21 protein-coding genes are annotated in these 25,338 nt (G+C 69.9%); 12 read left to right on the top strand and 9 right to left on the bottom strand.

All coding sequences use genetic code 11. The features are described 5' to 3' along the window. The first annotated feature begins 55 nt into the window (after positions 1–55). The 6 genes from gcvP to ACTWQN_RS14535 all read left to right on the top strand — a co-directional run bounded on the left by gcvP (position 56) and on the right by ACTWQN_RS14535 (position 6,111). Complete coding sequence (gene gcvP, locus ACTWQN_RS14560; protein WP_443203980.1) at positions 56–2,950, top strand: aminomethyl-transferring glycine dehydrogenase; 2,895 nt, start codon at positions 56–58, stop codon at positions 2,948–2,950. A gap of 155 nt (positions 2,951–3,105) precedes the next feature. Then, positions 3,106–3,375: a HesB/YadR/YfhF-family protein gene (locus ACTWQN_RS14555; protein WP_443203979.1), complete on the top strand. Its 270-nt coding sequence runs from the start codon at positions 3,106–3,108 to the stop codon at positions 3,373–3,375. 177 nt (positions 3,376–3,552) lie between these two features. Further along, positions 3,553–4,236 carry an energy-coupling factor ABC transporter permease gene (locus ACTWQN_RS14550; RefSeq protein WP_443204055.1) on the top strand — a complete coding sequence of 228 codons (684 nt, stop codon included), beginning with the start codon at positions 3,553–3,555 and terminating at the stop codon, positions 4,234–4,236. Then, the gene (locus ACTWQN_RS14545; RefSeq protein ID WP_443203978.1) at positions 4,233–4,574 is read left to right on the top strand and encodes a PDGLE domain-containing protein; all 342 of its coding nucleotides are present in this window, start codon (positions 4,233–4,235) and stop codon (positions 4,572–4,574) included. The genes ACTWQN_RS14550 and ACTWQN_RS14545 overlap by 4 nt, the downstream gene beginning before the upstream one ends. A gap of 2 nt (positions 4,575–4,576) precedes the next feature. Then, complete coding sequence (gene cbiQ, locus ACTWQN_RS14540) at positions 4,577–5,344, top strand: cobalt ECF transporter T component CbiQ (protein ID WP_443203977.1); 768 nt, start codon at positions 4,577–4,579, stop codon at positions 5,342–5,344. Continuing rightward, positions 5,332–6,111 (top strand): energy-coupling factor ABC transporter ATP-binding protein, encoded by a 780-nt coding sequence (locus tag ACTWQN_RS14535; protein ID WP_443203976.1) that lies wholly within the window; start codon positions 5,332–5,334, stop codon positions 6,109–6,111. Before cbiQ ends, ACTWQN_RS14535 begins: the two co-directional genes overlap by 13 nt. A gap of 452 nt (positions 6,112–6,563) precedes the next feature. On the opposite strand, the gene ACTWQN_RS14530 is transcribed toward ACTWQN_RS14535, so the two are convergent. Then, complete coding sequence (locus tag ACTWQN_RS14530; protein ID WP_443203975.1) at positions 6,564–7,148, bottom strand: TIGR03086 family metal-binding protein; 585 nt, start codon at positions 7,146–7,148, stop codon at positions 6,564–6,566. Positions 7,149–7,285: 137 nt separating this feature from the next. Between ACTWQN_RS14530 and ACTWQN_RS14525 the strand changes: the two genes are divergently transcribed. Further along, positions 7,286–8,521, top strand: a complete 1,236-nt coding sequence (locus ACTWQN_RS14525) for a Bcr/CflA family multidrug efflux MFS transporter (RefSeq protein WP_443203974.1) — start codon at positions 7,286–7,288, stop codon at positions 8,519–8,521. On the opposite strand, the gene ACTWQN_RS14520 is transcribed toward ACTWQN_RS14525, so the two are convergent. Further along, the gene (locus ACTWQN_RS14520; protein ID WP_443203973.1) at positions 8,522–9,490 is read right to left on the bottom strand and encodes an ArsR/SmtB family transcription factor; all 969 of its coding nucleotides are present in this window, start codon (positions 9,488–9,490) and stop codon (positions 8,522–8,524) included. It lies immediately after the preceding gene. Positions 9,491–9,533: 43 nt separating this feature from the next. Between ACTWQN_RS14520 and ACTWQN_RS14515 the strand changes: the two genes are divergently transcribed. Continuing rightward, positions 9,534–10,898 (top strand): MFS transporter, encoded by a 1,365-nt coding sequence (locus tag ACTWQN_RS14515; protein WP_443203972.1) that lies wholly within the window; start codon positions 9,534–9,536, stop codon positions 10,896–10,898. 65 nt (positions 10,899–10,963) lie between these two features. On the opposite strand, the gene ACTWQN_RS14510 is transcribed toward ACTWQN_RS14515, so the two are convergent. From ACTWQN_RS14510 to ACTWQN_RS14500, 3 genes are all read right to left on the bottom strand, one after another. After that, positions 10,964–12,004: a hemolysin family protein gene (locus ACTWQN_RS14510; RefSeq protein ID WP_443203971.1), complete on the bottom strand. Its 1,041-nt coding sequence runs from the start codon at positions 12,002–12,004 to the stop codon at positions 10,964–10,966. Continuing rightward, positions 12,001–13,338, bottom strand: a complete 1,338-nt coding sequence (locus tag ACTWQN_RS14505; protein WP_443204054.1) for a hemolysin family protein — start codon at positions 13,336–13,338, stop codon at positions 12,001–12,003. The genes ACTWQN_RS14510 and ACTWQN_RS14505 overlap by 4 nt, the downstream gene beginning before the upstream one ends. A gap of 180 nt (positions 13,339–13,518) precedes the next feature. Further along, entirely contained in the window at positions 13,519–14,082 is a 564-nt protein-coding gene (locus tag ACTWQN_RS14500; protein ID WP_443203970.1) for a TIGR03086 family metal-binding protein, read from the bottom strand. Positions 14,083–14,306: 224 nt separating this feature from the next. On the opposite strand from ACTWQN_RS14500, the gene ACTWQN_RS14495 reads away from it, so the two are divergent. Further along, positions 14,307–15,782, top strand: a complete 1,476-nt coding sequence (locus ACTWQN_RS14495; protein WP_443203969.1) for a peptide MFS transporter — start codon at positions 14,307–14,309, stop codon at positions 15,780–15,782. Positions 15,783–15,888: 106 nt separating this feature from the next. On the opposite strand, the gene ACTWQN_RS14490 is transcribed toward ACTWQN_RS14495, so the two are convergent. The 4 genes from ACTWQN_RS14490 to ACTWQN_RS14475 form a co-directional block, all read right to left on the bottom strand. After that, positions 15,889–17,394, bottom strand: a complete 1,506-nt coding sequence (locus ACTWQN_RS14490) for an alpha/beta hydrolase (RefSeq protein WP_443203968.1) — start codon at positions 17,392–17,394, stop codon at positions 15,889–15,891. A 110-nt stretch (positions 17,395–17,504) separates the two neighbouring features. After that, positions 17,505–18,884: a pyridoxal phosphate-dependent decarboxylase family protein gene (locus ACTWQN_RS14485; RefSeq protein ID WP_443203967.1), complete on the bottom strand. Its 1,380-nt coding sequence runs from the start codon at positions 18,882–18,884 to the stop codon at positions 17,505–17,507. A gap of 142 nt (positions 18,885–19,026) precedes the next feature. After that, on the bottom strand, positions 19,027–21,111 hold the full coding sequence (locus ACTWQN_RS14480) for an FUSC family protein (protein ID WP_443203966.1): 2,085 nt from the start codon (positions 21,109–21,111) through the stop codon (positions 19,027–19,029). A gap of 80 nt (positions 21,112–21,191) precedes the next feature. Then, complete coding sequence (locus ACTWQN_RS14475; RefSeq protein WP_443203965.1) at positions 21,192–21,785, bottom strand: TetR/AcrR family transcriptional regulator; 594 nt, start codon at positions 21,783–21,785, stop codon at positions 21,192–21,194. A 211-nt stretch (positions 21,786–21,996) separates the two neighbouring features. Here ACTWQN_RS14475 and egtA point away from each other — a divergent pair, with 211 nt between their 5' ends. From egtA to egtC, 3 genes are read left to right on the top strand one after another with little or no spacing between them, the layout of a single operon-like run. Then, positions 21,997–23,229 (top strand): ergothioneine biosynthesis glutamate--cysteine ligase EgtA, encoded by a 1,233-nt coding sequence (egtA, locus tag ACTWQN_RS14470; protein WP_443203964.1) that lies wholly within the window; start codon positions 21,997–21,999, stop codon positions 23,227–23,229. Positions 23,230–23,244: 15 nt separating this feature from the next. Beyond that, the gene (gene egtB / locus ACTWQN_RS14465) at positions 23,245–24,582 is read left to right on the top strand and encodes an ergothioneine biosynthesis protein EgtB (protein WP_443203963.1); all 1,338 of its coding nucleotides are present in this window, start codon (positions 23,245–23,247) and stop codon (positions 24,580–24,582) included. Between the two features lie 3 nt (positions 24,583–24,585). Beyond that, positions 24,586–25,338: an ergothioneine biosynthesis protein EgtC gene (gene egtC / locus ACTWQN_RS14460; protein WP_443203962.1), complete on the top strand. Its 753-nt coding sequence runs from the start codon at positions 24,586–24,588 to the stop codon at positions 25,336–25,338.

Below are 25,338 nucleotides of genomic sequence, written 5' to 3'. Positions count from 1 at the left end.
ACGTGGCCTGCACTGCCTGCCGCCCTTTGTCCGCCGTGATGATTGAGGTTTGGCGATGACCGACGTGACCCACGACCGCATCCCACTGGCCGCGCTGGAGCACGGCACGCCGTTCGCCGATCGGCACGTCGGACCGATGCCCGCCGAGTTGGCGCACATGCTCGACGTGATCGGGGTCGGTTCGCTGGAGGAGCTGGGGCAGCGCGCCGTGCCGGAGGCGATCCGGGAAGGCGACCTGGAGCTGGCGCTGCCCGAACCGGCCACCGAAGCCGACGCGCTGGCCGAGCTGCGCGACCTGGCGCACCACTGCCACCCGCACACCGAGATGATCGGGCTGGGCTACTACGCCACCATCACCCCGCCGGTGATCCTGCGCAACGTGCTGGAAAGCCCCGCCTGGTACACCGCGTACACCCCGTACCAGCCGGAGATCTCGCAGGGGCGCCTCGAAGCGCTGCTGAACTTCCAGACCATGGTCGCCGACCTGGCCGGGGCGCCGGTGGCCAACGCCTCGATGCTCGACGAGTCGACCGCGGCGGCCGAGGGCATGACGCTGGTGCGCCGCGCGGGCCGGTCGAAGTCGCCGCGGTTCGTGGTGGACGCCGATACGCTGCCGCAGACCATCGCGGTGATCGAGACCCGCGCGCGGCCGCTGGGCATCGAGGTCGTCGTGGCGGACCTGTCCGAGGGGGCGCGGGCGCTGCCGGAGGGCGAGTTCTTCGGCGTGCTGCTGGCCTATCCGGGCGCCGCTGGCGCGGTGCGCGACCACGAGGAGATCATCGCCGAAGTGCACCGGCGCGGCGCGAAGGTCGTCGTGGCGGCCGATCTGCTGGCGCTGACGCTGCTGCGCTCGCCCGGCGAGATCGGCGCCGACGTGGTGATCGGGAGCACCCAGCGCTTCGGGGTGCCGATGGGCTTCGGCGGTCCGCACGCCGGATTCATGGCCGTGGCCAAGGGACTTGAGCGGCAGCTGCCGGGCCGACTGGTCGGGGTGAGCGTCGACGCCGACGGCGACCAGGCCTACCGGCTGGCGCTGCAAACCCGCGAACAGCACATCCGCCGCGAGAAGGCCACCAGCAACATCTGCACCGCGCAGGTGCTGCTGGCGGTCGTGGCGTCGATGTACGCCGTGTACCACGGACCGGCCGGGCTGCGTTCGATCGCGACCCGCGCGCACCGGATGGCGGCCGTGCTCGCCGAGCAGCTGCGCCGCAGCGGGATCGAGGTGCTGCACCGGGAGTTCTTCGACACGATCGTCACGAAGGTGCCGGGCAGGGCGGACGAGATCGTCGCGGCGGCCCGGCAGCGCGGCGTCAACCTCCGCCGGGTGGACGTCGACCACGTCGGCATCAGCTGCGACGAGACCACCACGCGGGCCCATCTGGCGACCGTGTGGCAGGCGTTCGGCATCGCGGATGTGGACGTCGACGAACTGGACACCGAGACCCCGGACGCGCTGCCGACAGCACTGCGGCGCACCTCGGAGTACCTGACCCACCCGGTGTTCCACACCCATCGCTCCGAGACCTCGCTGCTGCGCTACCTGCGGCAACTGTCCGATAAGGACATTGCGCTGGACCGCAGCATGATCCCGTTGGGCTCCTGCACCATGAAGCTCAACGCGACGGCCGAGATGGAGCCGATCACCTGGCCGGAATTCGGTTCGCTGCACCCGTTCGCGCCCGCCCAGGACGCCGCCGGGTTGCTGTCGATCGTCAAGGACCTGGAGAACTGGCTGGCCGAGATCACCGGTTACGACGCGGTGAGCCTGCAGCCCAACGCCGGCAGCCAGGGCGAGTTCGCGGGTCTGCTGGCGATCCGCGCCTACCACCACAGCCGTGGTGCCGCCGACCGGAACGTCTGCCTGATCCCGGCGAGCGCGCACGGCACCAACGCCGCGAGCGCGGTGATGGCCGGGATGCGGGTGATCGTGGTGCGCTGCGACGACGAGGGCAACATCGAGATGGCGCACCTGCGCGAACTGGTCGCCGAGCACGCCGACGACCTCGCCGCGATCATGATCACCTACCCGTCGACGCACGGCGTCTACGAGGACACCGTGCGCGAGGTGTGCGGGTTGGTGCACGACGCCGGCGGTCAGGTCTACGTGGACGGCGCGAACCTCAACGCGCTGATCGGCCTGGCCCGGATGGGCAAGTTCGGTGCCGACGTCTCACACCTGAACCTGCACAAGACCTTCTGCATCCCGCACGGCGGCGGTGGCCCCGGGGTCGGCCCGATCGGGGTGCGCGAGCACCTGGCGCCGTTCCTGCCGAACCACCCGATGCAGCCCGCCGCGGGTCCGACGACCGGGGTCGGCCCGATCAGCGCGGCCCCGTGGGGCAGCGCCTCGATCCTGCCGATCTCCTGGGCCTACGTGCGGATGATGGGTGCCGACGGCCTGCGCCGCGCGACCCTGACCGCGGTGGCCGCCGCCAACTACGTGGCCCGCCGGCTGGGCAGCTACTTCCCGGTGCTCTACACCGGCGAGGGCGGCTTCGTGGCGCACGAGTGCATCCTCGATCTGCGGCCGATCAGCAGGACCAGCGGCATCACCGTCGACGACGTCGCCAAGCGGCTGGCCGACTACGGCATCCACGCGCCGACGATGTCGTTCCCGGTGGCCGGCACGCTGATGGTCGAGCCGACGGAGAGCGAGAACCTGGCAGAGCTGGACCGCTTCTGCGAGGCGATGATCGCCATCCGGGCGGAGATCGACAAGGTCGTCGCCGGGCAGTGGCCCGCCGACGACAACCCGCTGGTGCACGCCCCGCACACGGCTGCCTCGCTGGCCAAGGAGTGGAACCACGCCTACTCGCGGGCGGAAGCGGCCTACCCGCTGGGCACCGATGTGGTGAAGGTGTGGCCGCCGGTGCGCCGCATCGACGGCGCCCACGGCGACCGCAACCTGGTCTGCTCCTGCCCGCCGCTGACCGCCTACCAGGGCTGATCTCCCCGCAGCACCCCCGGTCGCGGTGGCGGCCGGGGGCGCTGCGGCTACTGGGGCGGGTGCGACACGCCGAACCGGGTTCGGTTTGCGCATCCGGAGGCCCGGATGACACGGTGTCCCCTTCATCTGACCGGCTCCGAGAGGAGTGGAGCATCATGCTCACCATCAGCGAGAGTGCCGCCGAGGTCATCAAGCTCGTCCTCGTCGGCGGCGACTCTCCGGAAGGTTCCGGGCTGCGCATCGCGCCGGCCGGAGAGGGCCTGCAGGCGTCGATCGTCGAACAGCCGCAGGACGGCGATGAGGTGATCGAGGAATCCGGGGTTCGGGTGTTCCTCGAACCGCAGGTCGCGACGTCGCTCGGCGACAAGGTGCTGGACGCCGAGCGCGATTCCAACGGAGAGCTGGCGCTCGCCGTTCGCGACTGACCCCACGACTCGACCGTCGGCCCGGGTGTTTTGCCCGGGTCGACCTTTTTTCTGCCGAGAATTGCGATCAAGAACTCTTGCCAGCTACTGGTGATAACGCCAAATCGGCAACTACCCTCAATGCGCAGCTGTTCGGGCTAGGAGAGGGACCGCGTCGTGCCGACTACCACGCTCGCCATGCACATGAGTGATGGCCTGCTGAACGCGCCGACGGCGGTGCTGTTCGCGGCCGTGGCGATCGCTGGGCTGGCGGTCGCGCTGGCCAAGGCGCGGGCCGATCTCGACGACCGGACCGCGCCGATGGCCGGTCTGGTCGCCGCGTTCGTCTTCGCCGCCCAGATGATCAACTTCCCGGTGTTGCCCGGTGTCAGCGGGCACCTGCTCGGCGGCGCGTTGGCGGCGCTGCTGGCCGGGCCGTGGGTCGGCGCGCTGTGCGTGGCGATCGTCCTGGTGGTGCAGGCGCTGCTGTTCGCCGACGGCGGGTTGACCATGCTCGGCGCGAACATCACCAACATGGCGCTGATCGGCACCGCCGTCGGATACCTCGTCGCGCTCGCGTTGCGGAAGTTCGCGCTGCGCAGCCGGGGCATGTTGCTGGTGGTGGCTTTCGTCGCGGCCTGGGTGAACACCGTCGCCGCGTCCTTCGGCTTCGTCCTCGAATACGCCCTCGGCGGTGCCGCCGGTTATGGCACCGGGACAGCCGCGCTCGCGGTGGTGGGGGTGCACTGCCTGATCGGCCTCGGCGAGGGCGCGATCACGGCCGCGACGGTGGGTGCGGTCGCCGCCGCCCGACCGGATCTGATCCACCTGTTGCGCACCGGATGGCGCAGCGCCTCGACGACGGAGGAGACCGCGCGATGACCGCGCCGCGTTGGCGTTTTCTGTTGGTTTTCGGCCTGGTCGTGCTGGCCATCGCGGGCGGGGTGGCCTACTTGGCGGACTCCGATCCGGACGGCTTGGACGCGGTCACCCAGCGCGGCTGCACCGTGGTCGAGACCCAGCAGGGCGAGCAGTTGGACGGTCGCTGCATCGCGCAGCACGCCGAGGAGCACGCCTTTTCCGGCGGTCCGCTGGCCGACTACACCGTCGGCGGTGACGACCGCTGGACCGGGGTGGCCGGAGTCATCGGCGCCGTGGTCACCCTCGCCGCGGCGGGTGGCCTGTTCTGGGGTTTGCGCCGCAGAACCGGGGGAAACTAGCCGTGGGCGCAGGTCACGCCAGCGCGTTGCACCTGCCCGGCGATTCGGCGCTGCACCGCCTGCCGCCCGAGGTCAAGATCGTGGCCGCCTTCCTGGTGGTGCTGTGCGTGGTCGCCACACCCCGCGAGGTGTTCTGGGCCTTCGGCGGATATGCCCTGTTGCTGCTCGGTCTTGCGCTGGTAGCGCGGATCCCGGCCCGCTGGCTGGCCAGCCGCCTGCTCATCGAGGTGCCGTTCGTGGTGCTGGCCGTGGTGCTGCCGTTCACCGCAGGCGGTGCGACCACCGAGGTGGCCGGGTTGGCGTTGTCCACCGAGGGTTTGTTGGCGGGCTGGAACATCCTCGTCAAGGGCACCTTTGGCCTGGCCACGTCGCTGCTGCTGGCCGCCACGACCGCGCCCCGGGAGATCGTGGTCGGCCTGCAACGGCTGCGCACGCCCCGGTTGTTGATCACGATCAGCACGTTGATGCTGCGCTACGCCGAGGTGATCGTGGCCGAGGCGCAGCGGATGCGGATCGCGCGCATCTGCCGCGGTCACGATCCGCGATTCCTGTGGCAGGTCGGTGCGACGGCACGCGGGGTGGGGAGTCTGTTCATCCGCTCCTACGAGCGCGGCGAACGGGTCCACCTGGCGATGGTGTCGCGGGGTTGGAGCGGAGCGATGCCGGAGCTGGGGGAGTCGCACCGAACATCGTCGGCGGCGTGGTGGCTGGGCATGGCGCCACCGGCGGTCGCCGCTGTCGTCCTGGGAGCTGCCTTGTGGACCGCCTGAGCGAATCGCTGTCCGAGCGCGCCGCCGTGCCGGAGTCCGTCCCGGCACTTGTGGTGTCTGGGCTGGCCTTCCACTACCCGGACGGCCACCGCGCGCTGCGGGGGGTGGATCTGCGCGTCGAGCGCGGCGAACGGGTCGCCGTGCTGGGACCCAACGGGGCGGGCAAGACCACCATGACTTTGCACCTAAACGGTGTGCTGCGAGCGGAATCGGGCCGGATCGAGGTCGGCGGCCTGCCGGTGGACTCGCGGAACCTGAAGGAAGTTCGCCGTCGAGTCGGCTTGGTGTTCCAGGATCCGGACGACCAGTTGTTCATGCCGACGGCGCGGGAGGACGTCGCGTTCGGCCCGGCGAATTTCGGCGTGCGCGGTGCGGAGCTGGAGGAACGGGTCTCCTCGGCGCTCGACGCGGTGGGCATGGCCGAGCACGCGCACCGCTCGCCGCTGCACCTCTCCGGTGGCCAGCGCAAACGCGTCGCGCTGGCCACGGTGCTGGCCTGCCGGCCGGAGCTGCTGGTGTTGGACGAGCCGTCGTCGAACCTCGAACCGGTGGCCCGGCGCGAACTGGCCGAGGTCCTGTTGGCCTGGGGCGGCACCATGCTCATGGTCACCCACGACCTGCCGTACGCGTTGCAGCTGTGCCCGCGCAGCGTGCTGATCGACAACGGCGCGGTGGTCGCCGACGGACCGACCGCCGAGATCCTCGCCGACGGCGAACTGCTGGCCGCCCACCGCCTCGAACTCCCTTACGGCTTCCGGATCCCCTGACCTGCTCCGCACCACCTGGACCGCGCGGCGCGATGGCAGGCGATCATGGCCGGATTCCTGCGGATGTTGGCCAACGCGCCACTCGTATCCGGCCGCAGGGCGCCCCACGATGGACGACATGCCGGAGTGAGGAGTCGGTGATGACCGTGGTGTGGATTTGGTTGTCGGTGGAGGCCGTCGCGGCGTTCGCATTGGCGGTCGTTGCGGTCCGCTGGGTGCGACGCGATCTTCGCGAGAAGCCCACCGATTGCCGTTAGCCTTTGTATGTCCTGTGTGGACAGTTTGAAAGATATCCCTTTGGTGTCAGGGTAAAACACTCAACGGACCAGCGCCGCCCCAGGTGTCGGAACAGCCGCCGTGGGAGAAGTCCGCTGAAGTTCCAGCGGCGCTGCGTGCTGGAGCTGGGCCGTGCGCACTTTCCGGTGCTGTGGCGCCGGAAAGTGCACACGAGGTCACGCCGCCTGCCAGGCGGGATTCCGGCCGGAAAGACCGATCAGCTGGTCCAGCGCCGGGGCGTCGGCGGGCACCTCGACGGCCGGGCCGAACAGCCCGCCGCCATCGGAGCCGTCCGACGCTGCCTGCGACACGAATTCCAGGCTCGCGGCCGTCGCTGCCGGATCGCACCGGAACGGCTGGCCTGTGGCCTTCGCGATGTCCCAGCCGTGCACCACGATCTCGTTCATCGCCACCCTGCCCGCCACCGGCCCGGGCAGCTCGACGCCACCGGCCTGCGTCATGCCTTCCCAGGCCGCGGGCTCCCGCCACGCCTCCGCGAGCGCGGCCAACCGCTCGGGGATCCGGGTGCGCCAGTCGGCGGGCAGCCGGGTGGCATCGCCGGATGGCCCTGCCCCGGTCAGTGGGAAGTCCTTCGCGGCCGCGGCGGTGAAAGCCAGGGTCAGGCCGTTGACGTGGTCCAACAGGTCGCCCAATGTGTACTCGGCGCACGGCGTCGGCGCCGTGAGCTGGTCGTCGGAGATGTGCTCCAGCAGGCCCGCGAGTTGGCGGGTGGCGGGTTCGAGGTCTGGCAGTGCGGTCATCGAGAGCTCCCTGGGAGTGGATCGCTTCCACCGGAATAGACCACCGCCGTGGTCGAGATTCATCGGTCACTCGTCCGGGACCGGCGCACGTCGTGGAGTTACGGTTCCCAACGGTTTCAGATGATCGGGAGTGGGCGATGGCGGACCAACCGCGCAGGGCGAAGTACGTGCTGATCCTCGGCTCGTTGTCCGCGTTCGGGCCGCTGTCGATCGACATGTACCTGCCCGCTTTCCCGACGATCGCGGCGGAGCTGCATTCCGGGCCGTCGCAGGTCCAGCTGTCGCTGACGGCCTGCACGATCGGGCTCGCGCTCGGCCAGCTGGTCGCCGGTCCGCTGTCGGACACCTTCGGTCGGCGTCGTCCGCTGCTGGTCGGCCTGGTGGTGTTCACCCTCGGGTCGCTGCTGTGCGCGTTCGCTCCGTCGGCGTACGCGCTGGTCGGGATGCGGCTGGTGCAGGGCCTCGGCGGGGCCGCTGGCATCGTCATCGCCCGTGCCGTGGTGCGCGACCTGTACTCGGGCATCGCGCTGGCCCGGTTCTTCTCGCTGCTCATGCTGGTCAACGGGCTGGCGCCGATCCTCGCCCCGCTGGTCGGCGGGCAGATGCTCCGGGTGACGTCGTGGCGAGGGGTTTTCGCGGTGCTCGGCGCGATCGGTGTGGTGCTGCTGGTGACGACGGCGCTCGGGGTGCGGGAAACGCTGCCCGAGCAGTCGCGGCGGCCCGGCAGCCTGGCCAACACGCTGCGGATCTTCGGTGGCCTGCTCGGCGATCGGGCCTTCCTCGGCTACTCGTTGTCGGCGGCGTTGGCGTTCGCCGCGATGTTCGCCTACATCTCCGGTTCGTCGTTCGTGCTCCAGGACGTCTTCGACATGTCGCCACAGCTGTTCAGCGTGGTGTTCGGGGTGAATTCGCTGGGCATCATGCTCGTCGGGCAGCTCAACGGCCGCCTGGTCGGCCGCGTCGACCCGCGTCGGCTGCTGTCCATCGGCCTCGGCATCAACGCGGTCGGCGGTGTCGCGGTGGCCGTCTCAGCCGTGACCGGAGTCGGGCTGGTCGGCCTGCTGCCCGCGCTGTTCCTGGTGGCATCGAGCATCGGCATGGTGTTCCCGAACGCCACCGCTTTGGCGCTGTCCGGGCGCCCGGAGACCGCCGGAAGCGCCTCGGCGCTGCTGGGCGTCATGCAGTTCATGGCCGGTGGCCTGGCCGCCCCGCTGGTAGGTGTGGCGGGTACGGGCACCGCGCTGCCGATGGGGCTGGTGATGGGCGCCCTCTCGCTGTCCGCAGTCGTGGTGTTCGTCCTGCTGGCCCGCCGCGCCCGGCCCAGCGCAGCGGCGGCCGACGAGCACGCGGTACCGAACACCTACCGGCGGTGATCAGTCGCACTGGGCGAGCAACGCCTCGGCCAGTGCGGTTCGGCCGTAGAGCACGTAGCGCCCAACTCTGCGCACCGAGACCAGTCCGGCGTCGCGGAGGGCGGTCAGGTGTTGCGAGGCGTTCCCGGCGGACATCCGGGTCCGGCGGGACAGCTCGGTGGTTGACCTGGGCGAGGACAGCTCGGTCAGCAGCAGCGCCCGGGATTTCCCGATGACCGCGGCCAGCGCGTCGGGGGCGGTGCGCCGCTCAGGCGTCCAGAGCGCGGCGACACCGCGCGACGGGTAGCGCAGCGCCGCGGGCCACAGCGGATCGAACTTGGAGAACACCGTGGGCCAGAGGAAGGTCGACGGCACCAGCACGAGACCGCGACCGTCGAGCACCTGGGTTCCGGAGAGGTACCGGTGCGTCACCTGCAGGCCGTCGTCGCGCCACCGGACCATCGGGCTGAGCTCGTTGAACAGCCGGGTGGTGCCACCCTCGACCAGCAGTGCGCCGCGGTAGCGAGCGTCCTGCTCCAGCAGGTCGAGCATCGACGGCCACCAAGGTTCGACGGCCAGTTTCCAGTAGTGCTCGATCGCCCGGGCCAGCCGGTGCAGTTCCCGCCCCGGGTCGGCGTGCAACCGGCGAACCGGATCGGATGCGGGCCGACCGGCGTTCTCGATCATCGCCCGCACTGAATCCGGTGGCACCGCCCGGAGGTCTTCGAGTTCCGCGGCCAGGGTCGGCCGCTGCGTGGACGGCGTGGGGGCGAGGAAACCGGGCAGGTACTTGGTCGGGGTCGGCACCAGGTCGAACAGCAGCGAGAGGTCGGTGGTGCTGCGCCGCAACCGCTGATCGACCTCGGCCAGCCACGACCGGTGCAGCGGATTCGACCCGGGCTCCTTCAGGACGCGCACGCTCGCCGCGACTTCCCACAGCGGCGAGAACGCGAACCGCACGCGGGCCAGGTCACCGGCGGACATCGTCATCCTGAGCACCCGATGTCCCCCTTCACCCCGACGGATTCGGCCGGTGGATTCGGCCCAGTCTAAATTCCTGGTCACCGGGCTGGGCGGCAACCATGGTGGCCGGGTGCGCAACGACCAAATCACCGCAACCACCGGTTCTGCCGGGCTGCCGAGGAACTTCCGGCTGTTGTTCGCCGCTGTGGGCGGCAGCGATCTCGGTACCCAAGTCACCTTCATCGCGCTGCCGCTGACCGCTGTCCTCGTGCTCCACGCGGGCCCGGCGCAGGTCGGTGCGATCGGTGCCCTCAGCGCCGTCGCGTTCCTGGTGATCGGGCTGCCAGCCGGAGTCTGGGTGGACCGGCTGCCCCGCCGCGCGGTGATGATCATCGCGGATCTGGTGCGTGCCGTGCTGTTCGCCTCGATTCCCGTCGCCTGGCTGCTGGGTGTGCTGACGATGCCGCAGCTGTACGCGGTCGCGCTGTTCAGCGGGGTCGCGACGGTGTTCTCCGAGGTGGCCGCGCAGAGCTTGCTGCCAGCGGTCGTCAGCCGAGCCCAGTTGGTGCGCGCCAATGCGCGCCTGACGGGGATGCGCGGGGTGAACCAGCTCGTCGGCCGAAGCGTCGGTGGATTCCTGGTGTCCGCGCTCACCGCACCGATCACGATCGCCGTCGACGCGATCAGCTACGCGTGTTCGGCCGTCGTCCTCGGGCGGATCCGGGGAGTGCCGCCGACCGCGACGGCGCGGCGATCGTCGCGGGTGTGGGCGGATGTCCGCGAAGGACTGCGCCACGCGCTCGGTCATCGGCTGCTGCGCCCCTTGGCACTCGATGGCGCGCTGACGAACTTCGCGATGACGCTGACGCTCACGGTGCTACCGGTCGTCTTCGTCGAGGAACTCCGGCTCAGCGAATGGGTCCTGGGCCTGTTCCTGGCCATCGGGGGCTGCGGTGCGCTGGTCGGTGCGGCCGGTGCGCGCGCACTCGGCGAGCGGTTCGGCCACGGCCGCACGTTGTGGATGACCGGGGCCGCGTCCGGTTGCGCGGGATGCTTCGTCCCGCTGGTCGCGGTGGGTTCCTGGCTGTGGTTGGCGGCCGTGGCGTGGTTGCTGATCACCGTCAAGATCGGCATCGGCAACGTGCTCGCGGTGAGCCTGCGGCAGTCGGCCACGCCCGACCACCTCATGGGGCGGATGAACGCGACGTTCCGATTCCTGCTCACCGGCGCCCTCGCCGTCGCATCCGCCTTGGCCGGGGTGCTCGGCGAGCTCGCGGGCACCGGCGCGGTGCTGTCGATTTCAGCGGCCACCTTCGCGGTGGGCTGGCTCGTCGTATTCCTCTCGCCGGTGCGATCCCTGCGGGAGCTTTCCGAGGACCCGGCGTCAGCGCCCACTCATGACCGAGTGATCACGCCGTGCGGCGGGACCCGCTGAGGTGCCTCCGCGGCAGCCGAACCGCGAAGGCACCGAAACGGGTCCCAACAGCGATGCGGTGGCGTTCAGCGCACGTGGGTGCCGTCTCGGACGGTTCCGACGTATTCCTCGACGAGGTCTTCGAGGGCGACCACGCCGACCGCGGCGCCAGCGGGGTCCACCGCCGCCGCGAGGTGGCTTCCGGCGCGCCGCAGCGACGTCATGGCCTCGTCCAGCCGGGCGTCCACCGGCACCGTCGGCAGCCGTCGCACCCGCGCGGGCGCGATCGGGGTGGACGGGTCGTGCCCGGCCTGGTCCAGCACGTCCTTGATGTGCAGGTAGCCCAGCAGAGCGCCGTCGTCGCCGCGCACCGGGAACCGGGAGAACCCGGTGTCGGCCACCACGCGTTCCACGTCGCCCAGGGTGGGGCGACCGGGCAGCGTCGTCAGATCCGGCAGCGGGACCAGCACGTCGCCGACGGTGTGCTCCACCGAGGACAGGGTTTGGGCGAGCCTGCGGTGCTCGGAGTGCTCCAGCAGTCCTTCCCGGCGGGACTCGACCAGCAGTTCGGCCAGCTCGGTGGAGGTGTAGGCGGTGTCGAGTTCGTCCTTGGGATCCACCTTCAGCAGCCGCAGCACCACGTTGGCCATCATGTTGAACAGCGCGATCAGCGGCCGGGCCAGCTTGACGAAGCCGACCAGCGCGGGCACCAGCCACAGCGCGAGCCGTTCCGGTTCGGCGATGGCGAGGTTCTTCGGCACCATCTCGCCGACGAGCACGTGCAGCACCACGACCAGCGCCAGCGCGATCGCGAACGCGACGGCGTGCATCACCGGTTCGGGGATGCCCAGGGCGGCGAACGGCACCTCCAGCTGGTGCGCCACGGCCGGTTCGCCGAGGCGGCCCAGCCCCAGCGAGCACAGCGTGATGCCCAGCTGGGCGCTGGTGAGCATCAGCGAGCCCTCCTGACTCGCCTTGATCACCGTCTTCGCTCGCCCGACGCCCTGCGCCAGCAGGGCTTCCAGCCGGTCGCGGCGGGAGGACAGCAGGGAGAACTCCGCACCCACGAAAAACGCGTTGAGCAGCAGCAGAACCACCCCGAGCAGCATGGCCAGACCGTCGGTCACCGGGTCACCTCCATCGGTTCGGCGTGCGCCGGTTGGCGGCTCAGCCGCAGCTCGGCGATGCGGTGGCGGTCCATCCGCGCGACGGTCAGCAGCCAGTCGTCCAAGGTGAGGCGGGTGCCGACCTCCGGGATGCGGCCGAGTCGGGCCAGCACGAAACCGGCGACGGTCTCGTACTCACCGTCGGGTGTGGCGAATCCGGTGGCCTCGGCCAGCTCGTCCGGACGCAGCAACCCGGAGATGATCCAGGTGCCCTCGCTCAGGCGGCGCACCGCGGCGATCTCCCGGCGGTCGTGTTCGTCGCGGACGTCACCGATGATCTCCTCGACCACGTCCTCCAACGTCACGATCCCGGCGGTGCCGCCGTACTCGTCGACGACCAACGCCAACTGCAGGCCCGAGCCGCGCAGCCGGTTCAGCAGCGCGTCGCCGTCCAGCGTTTCCGGCACCGTAGGCACCGGCCTGGCCAGCGACCCGACCCGGGTGGACTCGCGGTCCGCCGCCGGGATGCCGAAGGCCTGCTTGACGTGGACGACGCCGTGCACGTCGTCGAGGTCGCCGCCGTGCACCGGGAACCGGGAGAACCCGGTGCGGCGGGCGATGTCGAGCAGGTCCACCACACCCGCCTCGGCCGGTAGCGATTCCACTCGCACCCGAGGGGTCATCAGCTCCTCGGCGGTGCGGTCGCCGAAGCGCAGCGACCGGTCCATCAACTGGGCGGTGGCCTCGTCCAGCGTCCCGTGCTCGGCGCTGGAGCGCACGATCGAGCCGAGCTCGTCGGGGGAGCGCGCCGAACGCAGCTCTTCCTGGGGTTCGATGCCGAACCGGCGCACCACCCAGTTGGCGCTGTTGTTCATCGCGTCGATCAGCCAGCGGAAGACCCGGGAGAACCGCGCGTGGTAGCCGGAAACCGCACGGGCGGTCGACAGCGGCCGGGCGATGGCCAGGTTCTTGGGCACCATCTCGCCGAAGACCATCGACAACGTGGTGGCCAGCAGGATCGCCAACGTCAGCGACACCGCCTCGGCCGCCTCACCGGGCAGGCCGACCGCGGTCAGCACCGGCTCGATCAGGTCACCGATCAGCGGCTCCGCGACGTAACCGGTGATCAGCGTGGTGAGCGTGATCGCGACCTGGGCGCCGGAGAGCTGGAACGACAACGTCCGGTGCGCCCGCTGCACGGCGGTGGCGCGCCGGTCGCCGACGGCACTCACGTGCGCGTCGACCGTGCTGCGTTCCAGAGAGGTCAGGGAGAACTCCGCGGCGACCGCGAGAGCGGTGCCCAGCGTGAGGACTCCGACGAAGAGCAGGCCGAGAACGGCCAGCAGAACTTCCATCACCAGCCACCCCGCCCCGAGGCGCCGGTCATGACTTGCGGAAAGCCGGGACTATGTCCCGGCTCGGTACTGCCTTCAGGTGATTGTGCCGCAGGCACCGAAGATGTCACTCCTCATCGGAAAACCCGAAAAATACGGCGTCAGTATATCCCGGCCGCCGGGGTGCCAGCGGTGACGGACTCATCGCGATCGTCCGAGCAGCGCCAGCAGCTTGGTCTGTTCGTCGGCGTCGGCTGCCACCGGTCGCTGCCGGGCGAAGATCCCCATGTCCTGCCAGGCCGGTACCTGCGGCGCGAACACCGTGTGCGCCGCGGCCACCAGAGCTGGGTCCAGCCGGTCGTCGGCGCCGATGCCGCGGGCCAGGTCCCAGGCGTGCACCGCGAGGTCCAAGGTCATCTGCCAGCCGTAGTCCTCGGTCGGGATCACGCCGCCGGTCACGTTCACCTCGCCGTCGGTCGCGCCCGGCTTGTCCCACGCCCGCCGAGCGGCTGCGGCGGCTTCGTTCCAGGCGGAAACCGGATCAGCGCCCAGCACATCACCGTCGAAGCGATCGCCGACCTCGTCCAGGGTGGCGCCGTCGAGCAGCCACGGCGCCCACAACTGCTCGGACACCAGGTGGTTGAGCAGATCCCGGACGCTCCACTCGGCGCACGGGGTGGCGTTGTCCCACTGGTCGGTACCGATGTGCCGCACCCGGTCGTCGAACTCCGCCATGGCCCTGCGGTGCGCCTCCAACAGCTGCATGATTCCTCCTGATGTCCATTGTGATTGCGGTCACGGATCCCCAGGCGGCAACAGCGAATCCGCCGACGATGCGTCCAGTGTGGCCGGTTTGGGACGGGTGTGTCGGGCGCGCCGCGGCGGGTTGGCGACCCGATGGTCTAGGCCACATCGGCAGGACGTAACCTGCCGCAGGTTTGTTGCGAGCGGCTACCGCCGCCTGGTCACACGTACGAGAGGACGTGATCGTGAGTACACCCACGGTTGCGGACGCACCGCAGAAGGGGTTCTTCGGACATCCCCGCGGTTTGTTGACGCTGTTCTTCACCGAGATGTGGGAGCGGTTCTCCTACTACGGCATGCGCGCGATCCTGGGGTACTACCTGTACTTCGCGGTCGCCGAAGGCGGCTTGGGCATCCCCGAGTCGACCGCGCTGTCCGTGGTCGGCGTCTACGGCGCCTCGGTCTACATGACCGGCATCCTCGGCGGCTGGTTGGCCGACCGGGTGATCGGTGCCCAGTGGGCGGTGTTCTACGGCGGCTGCATCATCATGCTCGGCCACATCAGCCTGGCCCTGCCCGGTGGGATCAGCACCGTGGTCCTCGGCCTGGTGCTGCTGGTGGTCGGTACCGGCCTGCTGAAACCGAACATCTCCGGCATGCTCGGCAGCCTCTACGGCGAGCAGGACACCCGCCGCGACGCCGGGTTCTCGATCTTCTACATGGGCATCAACCTCGGGGCGTTCTTCGCGCCGTTCGTGGTCGGCACCCTCGGCGAGAAGGTCAACTGGCACCTCGGGTTCGGGGCCGCCGCCGTGGGCATGGCGCTGGGCCTGATCCAGTACGTGCTCGGGCGTCGGAACCTGGGCTCGGCCGGGCTCAAGCCGGTCAACCCGCTGCCCGCCGGGCAACACGGCCGGGTGTTGGGTCGGGCGGCGGGTATCGCCCTGGTGTTCGTGGTGGTCCTGGTCGCCCTGTCGGTCAGCGGCATGATGGGATTGGGCGGGCTGGTCAACGTGATCAGCATCATTTCGGCGGTGCTGCCGATCGTCTACTTCGCGGTGATGCTGGCCAGCAAGCAGATCACCAAGATCGAGCGGGATCGGCTGATCGCCTACATCCCGCTGTTCCTGGCGACCGCGTTGTTCTTCCTGCTGTTCGAGCAGCAGCCGAACACGCTGGCCAACCTCGCCGAAGCGGACACCGACCTGGACGTCTTCGGCTTCGTGATCCCGGCGTCGTGGTTCCAGTCCATCAACCCGCTGGCGATCATCGTGCTGGCGCCGGTGCTGGCGGCGCTGTGGATGAAGCTGGGCGCGCGGCAGCCGTCGACCCCGCAGAAGTTCGTCGGCGGGTTGTTCTTCGTCGGGGTCGCGTTCCTGTGGGTGGTGCTGTCGAAGACCCTGGTCGGCACCGGTCAGCACCTGCCGGTCATGCTCGCCCTGGTGTTCGTGATCATGACCGTGGGTGAGCTGATGCTCTCGCCGGTCGGCCTGTCGGTGAGCACCAAGCTGGCGCCGAAGGTCTTCGCCTCGCAGACGATGGGCCTGTACTTCCTGGCCCCGGCGATGGGCCAGGGCCTGGGCGCGCAGGTGGTCAAGCTGTACTCGGTGGACAACCAGCAGATCTACTTCGGCATCGTCGGCGTGGCCACGATCGGCTGCGCGGTACTGCTGCTGATCGCCGCGAAGAGCATCAAGCACTACATGCACGGCGTCCTCTAGCACCCCGTTCGAGTGATGAGTGAAGGGCACCTTTGACCGGCTTACTCGGTCAAAGGTGCCCTTCACTCTTACCCGATCGTGAATCCGCGGTGTTGGGATCGCGTTGTTAGGGGCTGTCTTGGTTGGTTTGGGGGTTGGTGGGGTCTGGGGTGGGGTGGCCTGGGATGCTGCGGTCTTGGGGTGGGATCGTGCCGTTGACCAGATAATCGGTGCCGATCTGGTCGGCTGCGGGGTTTCCGGCCAGTGCGTATACCCCGTGTTTGCCCGCGTTCTGCTCGGTGACCAGCACCGACGACGGCAGCGATCGGTGCATCTCAAGTGCGCCCTGGTACGGGGTCGCGGCGTCGTGCACCGAGTTGAACATCAACACCGGTGGCAGACCGGCGCCGGTGATCTTCACCGGCTGCTGCTGAGGGCCGGGCCAGACCCGGCAGGGCGCGACGGTCCAGCTGTTGTACCAGGCGGTCAGCGGGTTGTTCGCGGCCAGTTGCTGGGAGTCGTGCTCCCAGTCCTCGCGGCGGGTCGGCCAGGAGGCGTCCGCGCACTCCACGGCGTTGTAGACGGCGTTGGTGTTCTCGTCGGCCTTGTCCTTGGTCGACACGTGGTCGATGAGTTCGCTGTCATCGTTGCGGAGGCGGAAGTCGGCGATCGCCGTGGCCAGCGGAGTCCAGTCGTCCTCGCCGTAGAGGGCGTTGAAGGTGATCTCGTCGAACTCCGCCGGGCCGAGCGGGCCGCGCGGCGCCTTGCGCAAGTCGGCCTGGATGGCATCCCAGGCCGCCCGCACCTGGGCGCGGTCGGTACCCAGGTGGAAGACCCGGTCGTACTGGGCGATCCAGTCGAAGTACTGGTCCAGCCGCTGCTGCGCCGAGACGTCCTGACCGAGGGTGTCGCGGTACCAGATCTGGGAGGTGTCCGGGTTGACCGAACTGTCCAGGATCATCCGGTCCACGCGCTGCGGGAACAGCTGCCCGTACACCGCGCCCAGGTAGGTGCCGTAGGAGTAGCCGAGGTAGCTGATCTTCTGCTCGCCGAGCGCCTGCCGGATGCGGTCCATGTCCTGGGCGTTGGTCGGCGTGTTCAGGAACGGCAGGTACTTCCCGGCCCGCTGCTGGCAGCCGTCGGCGTACTCCTGGGCGCGCTGCCAGTTCTGCTCGCGGGCCTGCGGGGCGTCCGGGTCGGGTAGCGGGTTCTTCCAGTAGGTCGCCGGATCGACGCAGGTAATCGGGGTGCTGTGCGCGGTGTTGCGGGTGTCGAACCCGATCACGTCGTAGGAGTCCAGCACCTGGGCGGGCAGTTGACCGATGAGGTCACCGGCGAAGCTGATCCCAGCGCCACCAGGGCCACCTGGGTTGACCAGCAGCGAACCTCGTCGTGCCGCCGGTTTGCGGGCGGGCAGCTTGGAAACCAGCAGTTGCAGTTTCTCACCGTTGGGTGAGTGGTAGTCCAGCGGCACTTCGAGATTGGCGCACCGCATTTTCGGGTAGGGCTTGCTGATGTCGGCCGGACACGGTCCGAAATGCAGACCGGGTGCGGCCTGGGCGGTCGCGCCGGTGACCGCGGTGCTGGCGAGCACGACGGCTCCGGCGAGACCTAATGCGATCGAACGTTTCACGGGGCCTCCTCACCTGCGGGGATCGGGCTGTCCCGCAGCGTAATCGCTCGACGGCACTCCACCTAGCCCCGAAAAAACCGCACCCAGCGGCGGATTCACGCCGGTCTTCGTCACAGTGGCCGCAAAATGTCCACAATGCGCGTGACGTCCGAATTGGTGGTTCGCCAGTTGCTGAACGCCGCGCGCAACCCCGGCGTTCCCCTGTAGACGGTTGGGGTGAGGAACGCCTCGCCGGATTCGGCGACGGCGCGGGCGAGCGCGCCGACTCGTTGCGCGCTGGGGTCCTCGGCGAGGGTGAAGCAGACGACGTTGAGGCGCACCGGGGCCAGCAGCCGCAGGTGCGGCAGCTCGGCGATCCGGTCACCGAGTTCGCGGGCCAGTGCGACGTCGCGTTCCACGATCTCGCGGTGTCCCTGCCGCCCGTAGGCGGTGAGCGTGAACCAGGCCGGGAGGGCGCGCAGCCGGCGGGAACTCTCCGGCGTGAGGTGCACGAAGTCCGGATCGTCGGTGGGCAGGCCCAGGTAGGCGGCGGCGTTCTGGAAGATGCGCACCTGCAGGTCCCGGCGCCGGGTGAACTGGATCGCGCTGTCGTACGGCACGTTCAGCCATTTGTGCAGGTCAACGCACACCGAGTCGGCTTCGTCGAGTCCGGCGACGAGTTCGGCGTGCTGCGGGGACAGCGCCGCGAATCCGCCGAAGGCGGCGTCGACGTGCAGCCAGAACGGATACCGCTGGCGCAGCGCCGCGATGGCCCGCAGATCGTCGAAGTCCACGGTGTTGACAGTGCCCGCATTGGCCACCACGATCGTGGGCCGACCGTCCAGTGCGGCCAGTTCCGCGTCGAGCCGATCGACGTCGACCGCCTCCCGGCCGATCATCGTGGCCACCTCGTGAACGCTACCGCGCCCCAGGCCGAGCATCGCGAGTGCCTTGTAGACGCTGGAGTGCGGACTTCCGGAGAGCACCGGCAGTTCACCCAGTGCTGCGACGCCGTCCTGCGCCACCGAAACGCCGAGCTGTTCGCCGACCCACTCGCGGGCGATGGCCAGGCCGACGAAGTTCGACATCGTCGCGCCGGTGACGAACGCGCCTTCATGCGCCGCGCTCAGCCCGAACAGTTCGCGCAGCCAGCCGACCGTCTCGCGTTCCAGGTCCAGTGCCGTCGAGTCGGCATTGATCACCGCGTTCTGGTCGAACGTGCTGGTCAGCCAGTCGCCGGTGACGGAGGCCGGGGTCGAGCCGCCGGTCACGAACCCGAGGTAGCGGGGTCCCGCGCTGCCCGAGAAGCCCGGTGCCCAGCGGTCCCGGAACCGGCTGAGCGCACCGTCGGCCCCGGTTCCGCGATCCGGCAGCGGAGCGGGTCGCGGCCGTTGCGGCGGGACCGCGACCGGCCGGTCCGCGACCCCGGACAGCACCTCGACGGCATATCGCCGGGCGTCGTCGAGCAGCTGCGGAAATCGGGCGAGATCGTCGGCGAGACTCGGATCCAACGCGGGCACCTCGGGTTTCGACGTTGTCTGGTGAACAGCACGAAGATAAGCAACCGGCGGACTCGGCGTCGCGGTCCAATTCGGATCCGCTGGATCGCCCCGGCGACACCCGAGTGCGCGAACCGGCCTGCGCCGACCATTTTCAACCGGTGGGCTGGGTTTCAGCCCGCGCCGCGCCGAGTTCGCGGGCGAGGTCCTCGACGATCTGGGTGGTGCGGTCCAGCCAGCGGATGCTGCGGTGCAGCGAAGTCGGGCCGTCCGGCAGGGATTCGGCGATGTCGTGCAGCGCGTCGGCGGTGCGGTGCGCCGAGGCCATCGCCGCGTCGAAGCTCACCTGGGCCTCGTCGGTCATCGACTCCACCGCATCGGCCAGCGCCCACAGCAGTTCGGCCAACCGGTTCCGGGTGTCGTCGTCGACCATGTCCACAGTGGCCGACAGCGCCACCGCCAGGTTTCGCACGTAGTAGGCGGTGCCGCTGAGCATCGCCACCGACCGCTGGACCTGGCTGCGCCGGGACCGCAGCCGGTAGTTGGTCAGCGGTTTGGCGCTGTTGATCACCTGTTGCAGCCCGTCGTCGAGCTCCCGCATCGACTCCTGCGCTCCGGTGACCGCGCCGTGGTCGCTGATCTCGGTGCCCGTGCCGCGCAGGAAGTCCCGCAGCGACAACAGGAAGTCCTGGATGTTGGTGCGCATCAGCAGCCGGGTGCGGGTGGGCAGCACGAACACCGCGGCCAACACGCCGGCCGCCGCACCGATCGCGGTCTCCCACAGCCGGGTCTCCAGCACGGACACGTCGAAGGTGCCCAGCATGCCGTAGAGCGCCCCGAGCAGCGTGGTGATGAAGAAGGTCATCGCCGCGTAGGAGTAGCCGACGAAGTAGAAGGCCAGGAACACGCAGACCAGGGTCGTCGCGATCTCGGCGACGGTGTTGCCGGAGATCTGCGCGGCGACCAGGATGCCCGCCACCACGCCGAACATGGTGCCCGCGGTGCGCTGCCACGCCCGCACCAGCAGTTCGCCGCGGCTCTTGGTGCTGATGAACACCACGAACGCGGTGATGACCGCCCAGTACCACCGGTTCGGCGAGACCAGCTGGCCCAGCATGATCGCCAGCGCCGCCGCGCAGGTGACCTGGATGGCCATCCGCAGCTCGGGACGCTGCAACCCGGTCTCGGTGTCGGCCTCGGGCGCGACCTCCGCACGTGGTTGCGGGAGTGGCGCGGCCTGGTGATCGCCGAGTTCGCCGGTCGCGTCGGCCAGGTCCGCCAGCCCGGCGCCCAGCCGTCGAACCGCCATCGCGATCTGCACCGAGTCCTGCTGCTCGATCTGCTCGGCGACCAGCCGGGTGGCGTCCCGGATCTCCTGCGGTTCGGTGCGCAGCACCGCGAGCAGGGCGCCGATCGCCTGCGGCACGGTGCCGCCGCCGCTGGGGTGGTCGACGACCCGCATCAGCGGGGTGAGCAGGTTCTCGGCGGCGAGCTCGACGTCCAGGATGCGCTGCCGCAGCAGCTCGCGGCCCGCTTCGTCGAGGGTGTCGAGCTGGCCGACGGTGTTCTCCAGCATCAGCGACGTCTCGTTGAGCCGGATCGACCGGTTGTGCAATTCGCGGCGGCGCTGCACCGAATCGGGGTGCTCGGCGACGTCCCGCACGGCGTGCAGCAACCCGTGCACCTGGGCGAGCAGCGTGCGGCGACCCCGTTCGAGCACGCCTTCGGGGTCATCGCGCAACACCAGGAACCGCATCACGAACGCCGCCAGCGCCCCGGTCACCACGGCCGCGATCAGCGCGGGCAGCTGCGGCAGCTGGGGGCGCAGGAACATCGCGAAGAAGTACCCCATGAACGCGACCATGCCCAGCGGGAAGTACCGAGGGCCGAACCGGCGGATGTAGGTGGCGGTGAAGATCACCGCGAGGAACAGCACGCTGTGCAGCAGCGGCCACGAGGCGGTGAGGATCGACAGGAGCAGCGCGAAGGTCGTCGGCAACGGCATCAGCAGGTTGGTGATCTGCTGCTGCCGCCGGGTCGGGTCGTTGATGCCGAGCGAGGAGTTGATCGCCACCACGGCGCCGATCAGCGCCAGCGGCATCGGCTGACCCCACCACGACAGCACCGGCAGCATGACCGCCAGGACGAGCGCGACCGCGAACGTCACGCGGGTGGCGGTGCGCAGTCGGCGTAGGGCCGGATCAGAGGCGATGAAGCGGTTCCACCACTCGCTCCACATGGCGCCGCAAGGCTCCTTTGCGCTCGACCGTTTGCGACAGCGACATTACGCCGAGTGCCGTGCGCGCGTGCGCACCGGGATCACCGGCCGCGGTGGCGGCGGACGCTCTCCTCGACCACATCCAGCACGGCGCTGAGGTGTTCGGCGGGCAGGCCCATCGCGAGGTGCGACACGAGGCCTTCCAGCACCAGTTCGAGGTAGGCCGTCAGCACGTCCACGGCGACGTCGTCGCGGAGGTTGCCCGCATCGCGCTGCCACTGCAGGCGGGCGCGGGTGGCGGTGGTGAGCTGCTCGGAGCGCTGCGCCCAGCGTTCCCGGAACTCGTGGTCGGTGCGCAGCCGCCGGGACACCTCCAGCCGGGTGCCGAGCCAGTCGGCGCCGGGGGCGTGGCCGCCGCCGTGCGCGGGCTCGTCGAGCAGGTTGCGCATCACCTGCACCAGGCCCTGCTCGGCCACCACATCGGCCATCCGGGTCGCGTCGTCCTCGGCCAGCGCGAGGAACAGCGATTCCTTGTCCTTGAAGTGGTGGAAGATCGCACCGCGGGAGAGCGCGGTCGCTTCTTCCAACCGCCGCACGGTCGCGCCTTCGTAGCCGAAGCGCGCGAAGCACGACCGGGAACCGTCGAGGATCTGACGGCGCCGGGCTTCGAGGTGGTCCTGGCTGACCCGAGGCATGCCCTGATCGTCCCAGGCGGATCCGCCTCATTGCAATCCGTACGTACGTTTTGCTGCGCGTGTCCCAACCGAGCGGGCGAACCGCGGGTGCCGCGCAAGGCAGACCAGGACCAGTAAACCCTTAGCAGCTATGGGGATCAAGAACAAGGGTCGCGACTGTCGGGGGTGACAGGTAGCGTCGGTAGTCGGCCAATTACCGGGGGTGATCGTTTTGCCCGTATCGACTGGTCCAGCGGCCGCTGATGACTTTCCGACCTCCCGGGTTCGCACCCGGGCGGAGGCGGAGGCTTACGTCGCGTCGGTGTGCTTCAAGCACGGACCACCGAGGCTGCTCGGCATCGAACTCGAATGGACCGTGCACCACCGCGACGATCCGAGTCGGCCGCTGGATGCCGCGACGTTGATCGAGGCGCTCGGCCCGCACGCCCCACGCTCCCTGGTCCCTGCCAGCCCGCACCGCCGATTGCCCAACGGCTCGGTGCTCACCGTCGAACCCGGCGGCCAGGTCGAGGTCTCCAGTCTTCCCACCACGTCAATGCGATCGCTGTTCAGCGTCGTCGCCGCCGATACCGAGTACGTCGAGCGCCGGTTGCGCAGCGTCGGGCTGGTGCTCGGCGGGCAGGGCACCGACCCGTGGCGGTTCCCGAAGCGCATCCTCAAGGTGCCGCGCTACGCCGCGATGGAGACCGCCTTCGATCGCATCGGCTTGGACGGCCGGTTGATGATGTGCAGCACCGCTGGGGTCCAGGTCTGCCTCGACGCGGGTGAACCGCACCGCGTCGCCGCTCGCTGGGCGGCGTTGCACGCGCTCGGGCCTGTGATGCTCGCCACCTTCGCGAACTCGCCGCAGCTGTTCGGGGAGCGCACCGGCTGGGTGTCCACCCGCACCCGCGCGCTGCTGCGCACCGACCCGCCGCGCACCCGCCCCGGCCCGATCACCGCCGATCCGGCGGGCGGCTGGGCGAAGCGGGTGCTCGACACCGCGCTGGTGTGCCTGCGCCGCGACGGCGAGGACTGGACCGCGCCCAGCGGCATCAGCTTCGCGGAGTGGATCCACGGCGCGCTGCCGAACCGGCCCACCCACGACGACCTCGACTACCACCTGACCACGGTCTTCCCGCCGGTGCGGCCCCGCGGCTACCTGGAGGTCCGCTACCTCGACGCGCAGCCCGGCCAGGACTGGATGTTGCCTGCCGGAGCGCTGATCGCGCTGTTCGGCGACGAGTCCACCGTCGATGAGGTCCTGGCGTTGGCGGCCCCGGCCGCCGGTCGGTGGGTGCAGGCCGCGCGGCACGGCCTGCGCGACCGCGTGCTGGCGCGCAGCGCCCGCGACGTGTTCGACCTGGCGTGCCAACGCTTGACGGGCCCGGACAGTCCGGTGGGGTTGGCGGAGCGACTGGCGGAGTTCGTGGCGAGTCGGCTCGCCACGATCAGCGACAGCTGAAATCCGGAGGTATCGGTGGAAAACACCCAGAACCTGGCAGATTTGGGAATCGAAGGGCTGCGCTCGCGCGTGGCCGCGGAACTGGCGCGCACCCGGCGGCGCAGCGCGGAGTTGACCGACGCGGTCGATGACGAGGACCTCGTGAAGCAGCATTCGCCGCTGATGTCGCCGCTGGTGTGGGACCTGGCGCACGTCGGCAGCCAGGAGGAGCTGTGGCTGGTGCGCGATGTCGGCGGGGCGGCGGCGATCCGCCCGGACATCGACGACCTCTACGACGCCTTCCAGCACGCCCGCTCCGACCGACCGCAGCTGCCGCTGCTGGGGCCGACCGAGGCGCGCGAATACCTCGCGACGGTGCGTTCGAAGGTCTTCGACCTGCTCGACCGCGTCCCGCTGGAAGGGCGGCGACTGATCGAGCAGGCGTTCGCCTTCGGCATGATCGTGCAGCACGAGCAGCAGCACGACGAAACGATGCTCGCCACTCACCAGTTGCGCGACGGACCGCCCGCGCTGGCCGCCGATCCGCCACCGTCCGATGTGGACGTCCTGCCGCCGGAAGTTCTGGTGCCCGGCGGGCCGTTCACGATGGGGACCTCCACCGAACCCTGGGCGCTGGACAACGAACGCCCGGCGCACCAGGTGCACGTCGACGACTTCTTCATCGACAGCACGCCGGTCACCGGCGGCGCGTACCAGGCGTTCATCGACGCTGGCGGCTACCACGATCCGACCTGGTGGAGCGAGGCCGGTTGGGCCTACCGGCAGCGCGCCGACCTGCGGGCGCCGCGGTTCTGGTGGCGGGACGGCGACCGGTGGCTGCGGCGTCGGTTCGGCCACGTCGAACCGGTACCGGCGGACGAGCCGGTGGTGCACGTGAGCTTCCACGAAGCCGAGGCGTACGCGGCGTGGGCGGGCAAACGGCTGCCCACCGAACAGGAGTGGGAGAAGGCCGCGCGGTTCGACCCGGCCAGCGGTCGGTCCCGGCGGTATCCGTGGGGCGACGACGATCCGCGGCCCGAGCACGCCAACCTCGGCGGGCGGCACCTGCAACCGGCGCCCGCCGGGGCGTACCGGGACGGTGCCGCGCCGTGCGGCGCGCGGCAGCTCATCGGCGACGTGTGGGAGTGGACCGCCACGGATTTCCTGCCGTACCCGGGATTTTCCGCCTTCCCCTACCGCGAGTACTCGGAGGTTTTCTTCGGTCCGGACTACAAGGTGCTGCGCGGTGGTTCGTTCGGCACCGACGCGGCAGCCTGCCGGGGCACCTTCCGCAACTGGGACTACCCGATCCGGAGGCAGATCTTCGCCGGGTTCCGGTGCGCCCGAACACCAGGACAAGAGGAGCGCGACTGACACATGTGTCGGCACGTGGGATATCTGGGGCCTGAGGTCGCGTTGGCCGAACTGCTGCTGGAACCGGCGCATTCGCTGCTGGAGCAGGCGTGGGCGCCCGAGGAGATGCGCGGCGCCGGTTCGCTCAACGCCGACGGATTCGGCGTCGGCTGGTACCGGTCGGATGGCCGCGGAACCGCCAGATATCGGGCGGCGGTTCCGATGTGGACGGACGGGTCGTTTCGGCAGACCGCCGCGGAGGTGCGCAGCGGTGGAGTGGTCGCGGCGGTCCGCTCGGCGACCGTCGGCATGCCGGTGAATTCGGACGCGTGCGCCCCGTTCACCGATGGCACCTGGTTGTTCAGCCACAACGGCCGGATCACCGGCTGGCCCGATTCGGTGGCGAAACTCGCCGCGCGGCTGGACGTCGTCGATCTGCTGACCATGGCGGCGCCGACCGATTCGGTCCTGCTGTGGGCGTTGCTGCGGCAGCGGTTGGCCGACGCGCCCGATCCGGGCGAGGCGGTGCGGGAGCTGGTGGGCGAGGTGCTCGCCGCCGCACCGGAATCGCGGCTGAACCTGCTGCTCACCGACGGTTCCCGGCTGATAGCCACCACCTGGACGCATTCCCTGTGGGTGCGCCGCGGCGACGCCGCGGTGACGGTGGCCTCGGAGCGGTTCGGCCCGACGGCCGGATGGGTGGAAGTGCCGGACGGGTGCCTGCTCGTCGCGGACACCGAAGGCGTGCGGGTGACGCCGTTGGAGGAGACGGGATAA

The organism is Saccharopolyspora antiqui, from assembly GCF_052246905.1.
Taxonomy (GTDB): Bacteria; Actinomycetota; Actinomycetes; order Mycobacteriales; family Pseudonocardiaceae; genus Saccharopolyspora.
The sequence above is the reverse complement of the archived record's forward strand: the minus strand, read 5'-3'. Positions and strand labels throughout refer to the sequence as shown.

Excerpts from the sequence above, each read along its gene's own strand:
- gcvP (WP_443203980.1), top strand. The coding sequence starts at position 56 with ATGACCGACGTGACCCACGACCGCATCCCACTGGCCGCGCTGGAGCAC.
- ACTWQN_RS14555 (WP_443203979.1), top strand. The coding sequence starts at position 3,106 with ATGCTCACCATCAGCGAGAGTGCCGCCGAGGTCATCAAGCTCGTCCTC.
- ACTWQN_RS14550 (WP_443204055.1), top strand. The coding sequence starts at position 3,553 with ATGCACATGAGTGATGGCCTGCTGAACGCGCCGACGGCGGTGCTGTTC.
- ACTWQN_RS14545 (WP_443203978.1), top strand. The coding sequence starts at position 4,233 with ATGACCGCGCCGCGTTGGCGTTTTCTGTTGGTTTTCGGCCTGGTCGTG.
- ACTWQN_RS14530 (WP_443203975.1), bottom strand. The coding sequence starts at position 7,148 with ATGACCGCACTGCCAGACCTCGAACCCGCCACCCGCCAACTCGCGGGC.
- ACTWQN_RS14525 (WP_443203974.1), top strand. The coding sequence starts at position 7,286 with ATGGCGGACCAACCGCGCAGGGCGAAGTACGTGCTGATCCTCGGCTCG.
- ACTWQN_RS14520 (WP_443203973.1), bottom strand. The coding sequence starts at position 9,490 with ATGACGATGTCCGCCGGTGACCTGGCCCGCGTGCGGTTCGCGTTCTCG.
- ACTWQN_RS14505 (WP_443204054.1), bottom strand. The coding sequence starts at position 13,338 with ATGGAAGTTCTGCTGGCCGTTCTCGGCCTGCTCTTCGTCGGAGTCCTC.
- ACTWQN_RS14500 (WP_443203970.1), bottom strand. The coding sequence starts at position 14,082 with ATGCAGCTGTTGGAGGCGCACCGCAGGGCCATGGCGGAGTTCGACGAC.
- ACTWQN_RS14480 (WP_443203966.1), bottom strand. The coding sequence starts at position 21,111 with ATGTGGAGCGAGTGGTGGAACCGCTTCATCGCCTCTGATCCGGCCCTA.
- ACTWQN_RS14475 (WP_443203965.1), bottom strand. The coding sequence starts at position 21,785 with ATGCCTCGGGTCAGCCAGGACCACCTCGAAGCCCGGCGCCGTCAGATC.
- egtC (WP_443203962.1), top strand. The coding sequence starts at position 24,586 with ATGTGTCGGCACGTGGGATATCTGGGGCCTGAGGTCGCGTTGGCCGAA.